Consider the following 3,538-nt stretch of genomic DNA (forward strand, 5'->3'; position numbering starts at 1 on the left):
GAGGTAAAAGATACTTGATCCGCAGGCCTGATCAGGCGATCTTCGCGTCAGATGGCAGGCCACTTGGGGAATGTCGGCTGCAGTCTTGTACTCTTGTCATTTCGGATTTGCACGCTGGTGCGCCTGGTAGTCTATTAACGGTTCTGGGTGAAAATAACGAACCGCTACGAAACGAAATCAGTCCAACCACATCAAAATTCTGCGCGGCACTTCATGCGACGCTAGCAGAAATGGGGTTATCTCAAAAGCCTGATCTGGTTCTGCTCGGGGACGCTCTGGACTTTTCCCTTGCCAATCCGCGTGATAGCGCTGCGGTATTAAAGGGATTTTTGTCGGAACTCTGTTTGAAAGGACATTTCGGCGATGTTTCCTTTGTTGCTGGCAATCACGACCATGAGTTGTGGAGCGCGCAAAGATTCAGCCCTGACGCGCATGTTATATCGGATCCGGAATCTGATTCGTATTGGGCACACACGTCATGCGCTTTCGCTCCGGGCAATGCCGTCGGGACCAGTACTTTGCTGAACGCTGTCATGCGAAGTGCCGGAAGTACGCAAACGGTATCGTCTTACTATCCGAATCTGGGCTATGCCCCGCGCAAGGACGCACCAGTGGGAGATCGGCGGGCCGTGGTTCTGCACCACGGGCACTTCGTTGAAAGCATGTACAAGGCGATGACCTACGTGCTCGCCGCCCTGATGGCTAAACCCATGCCTCCCATGACGGCAGAGGGTCTGGAAACCGCTAATGGCAGCTGGATCGACTTTGGATGGTCTGTGCTGGGCGTTGATGGGCAAGTTGGCACGGAGGTCTCGCTTGCCGAGCGTTTGCTGCTCACCGGAGGCGGCGCGCACGCGTTTCAGCAACATCTGAGCAAACTGCTGGCCGAATGGGCACAAAAAACACTGCCCTTCCCGCATTCGCATTCCATATCACAGGGGATCGACATGCTCAGCCACGGATTTATCGATAGTATTGTCGGCGGGTTTTCTCAATTGGAACGTTATGGCTATACCGAACATCTCGGATTGGCGTCGCAACGAGGGCTGCGGGACTACATCGCACAGGTCGTCAAAACCCAGATGGAGGAAGAACTCGGGCCCGACGGACAGCCGGACCACACGACCTTCATTTTCGGACATACCCACAAGCCGTTTTCCGATCAGATCGTTGTGCCGGGATTCAAACGGCCTGTTTCGGTCTACAACACCGGCGGTTGGGTGGTGGATACGTCCCTGCTCAGCACGGTCGAAGGCGCATCCGTCGTGCTCATGGACGAACACTACAACACAGCCGCGTTGCAGATTTATCAGATGCCCGATGGGCACGAGATCCAGTGCGCGCATGTATCATCCGCTGATCCGCGCCCGGACGCAGAAAATCCGCTCGTACAGGCATTGACCAAGGCGGTCGAGGCCACCCACCCTGCATGGCACGAATTTCGCAATACCGTCATCACCGAGTTGGACCGCAAACAAGAGATGTATCTGACGCTGGGTGAGCAGGCCGACGAGAAATACCAACCTCTCAGGAGGGCCCCATGACCATGAAAATGAAGATGAAACGCATCTCGACCTCTCTGAAAGATGCGCGGGCGGCAGCACCGGACGGTATTGATCTCGGCGCGGAATTCGATGCTGTCGTTATCGGGTCTGGGTATGGTGGCGCCATCTCGGCGGCCAAACTGACACTTGCGGGCCAAAAGGTTCTGTTGCTGGAACGGGGCCGGGAAATATTACCCGGCGAGTACCCGAACACATTGGCGCAAGCTCAGGCCGAGACGCAACTGACAACAGCCCAGAGCGGGCGGCTGACCGACTTCAATGGCATGGCGGACCTGCATATCAATCACGATATGCACGTGATCGTGGGTTGTGGGCTGGGTGGCACGTCGTTGCTGAATGCCAATGTCTCGCTGACGGCAGATCCGCGCGTATTCACGCAATTCGTGGAAAACGCGGATGGATCAAAGCGCTATCTTTGGCCTGCTTCGTATCGGGGCGACGATCCGTTGGCGTCGGAGTATGAAGAGGCCAAAAAGGCGCTTGGCGCCAACCGTATGCCGGACACCATTGATCTGCCGAAACTGAAGTCGCTGAAAAAGGCAGCGGACGAACTGAACCAACCGTTCTCCCGCCCTCCGATCAATGTCACCTTCGAGGATGGAAAGAACCATTTCGGGAACTTCCAGCCTGAATGCACCCTCTGCGGAGATTGCTGTTCAGGGTGCAATTACGGGTCCAAGAACACGACCCTGATGAATTACCTTCCCTTCGCGCAGGCCAATGGCGCCACCATCCTCACCGAGGCCGAAGTTCATACTGTTGCGCAGGATGGTGACAACTGGCAGGTCAACATCTCGGAATTCGGACAGGACCCGTCCGAGGGCCTGGCGATCAAGGCCAAGCTGGTGGTGCTCGGCGCGGGCGCGCTGGGATCGACCAAGATCCTAAAGCGGTCGGAAAAGGCGGGATTGCCGTTGGCATCTGACATGCTGGGAAAAGGCTTTTCCGGCAATGGCGATATCCTCGGATTTGGTTTTGACGCCAATTATACTCAAGACCTAAAGAACCAAAAAATTGCACCGATTTACAGCGTCGGCGCGGGGACGAACCCACCCACCGAGGATCAATACAAACCTGGCCCTTGCATCGCGGGCCTGATCAGCGTGGACATGGAACCCCACAAGCCCCTGCGCGACGGTCTGGTGATCGAAGACGGGGTTGCACCCGGTGCTCTGTCGATGATGTATCCCGGCGTGTTCTTCCTTGATGATGTGACACAAGCGAATTTCACTCGGTTCACGGATGCGAAACGGCGCCTGCAAGACATCGCCGACCTCGGCGATGCGATGCTCACCATGACGGATATGGCGTCCTTGTCCTACACCGGGGCGATTGCAAACACGCAATCCTATCTGGTGATGTCCCATGACGACGCCACCGGCGAGTTGGTTTATAACGAAGATCTCAACATCATCAGTGTGCATTGGCCAGATGTGGGCCAGTCCTTCCCCTACCCCCGCGACAACGAGATTTTGCGGCAGGCCAGCGACGCGATCTGGGGCAATTATCTTGCCAACCCGACATGGAGCGCGCAATTCGGCTGGAACCTGATCACCGTGCACCCGGTCGGCGGATGCCGCATGGCAGATACGCCCGCCGAAGGCGTGGTGAACGCGGATTGCCATGTCTACACCGGCAACGGCATTGCGGTTTACGACGGGCTGATGGTCTGTGACGGGGCCGTCATGCCTTCCTCGCTGGGCCTCAATCCACTGCTGACAATTTCGGCGGTAACGATCCGCGCCATGGATACGCTGATCGCCGCCAAAGGCTGGAGCGTTACGGACGCGCCCAAACCGGCCCAATCGTCACAATATTTAGCTGCCACGGAAGCTGAACCGAAAGTTTCGGCAATGCCTTCGGGCTTCATGGAAATGCTAAAGGAATTAGAAGATCTAGGCAGCACACCCATTAATTCTTGTTTGATTGCATAGTTTTGTGATTCAGTTTCGTTCAAACAACGGGCGGGAGGA

General features: G+C 56.2%; 2 protein-coding genes and 1 pseudogene. All 3 read left to right on the plus strand.

All coding sequences use genetic code 11. From position 1 onward, the window contains the following. Nucleotides 1-14 precede the first annotated feature (14 nt). A pseudogene (locus tag LC354_RS28210) lies at nucleotides 15-422 on the plus strand (metallophosphoesterase); the annotation flags it as partial. A 111-nt stretch (nucleotides 423-533) separates the two neighbouring features. Next, nucleotides 534-1,544: a hypothetical protein gene (locus LC354_RS26980; protein WP_223429028.1), complete on the plus strand. Its 1,011-nt coding sequence runs from the start codon at nucleotides 534-536 to the stop codon at nucleotides 1,542-1,544. Next, nucleotides 1,541-3,499, plus strand: a complete 1,959-nt coding sequence (locus LC354_RS26985) for a GMC family oxidoreductase (protein WP_223429029.1) — start codon at nucleotides 1,541-1,543, stop codon at nucleotides 3,497-3,499. Before LC354_RS26980 ends, LC354_RS26985 begins: the two co-directional genes overlap by 4 nt. Nucleotides 3,500-3,538: the final 39 nt, after the last annotated feature.

Source organism: Tateyamaria pelophila, from assembly GCF_019966495.1.
Classification (GTDB): Bacteria; Pseudomonadota; Alphaproteobacteria; order Rhodobacterales; family Rhodobacteraceae; genus Tateyamaria; species Tateyamaria pelophila.

Bases quoted from the DNA above. Each gene is read 5' to 3' on its own strand.
- LC354_RS26985 (WP_223429029.1), top strand. From the start codon at position 1,541: ATGACCATGAAAATGAAGATGAAACGCATCTCGACCTCTCTGAAAGAT.
- LC354_RS26980 (WP_223429028.1), top strand. From the start codon at position 534: ATGCGAAGTGCCGGAAGTACGCAAACGGTATCGTCTTACTATCCGAAT.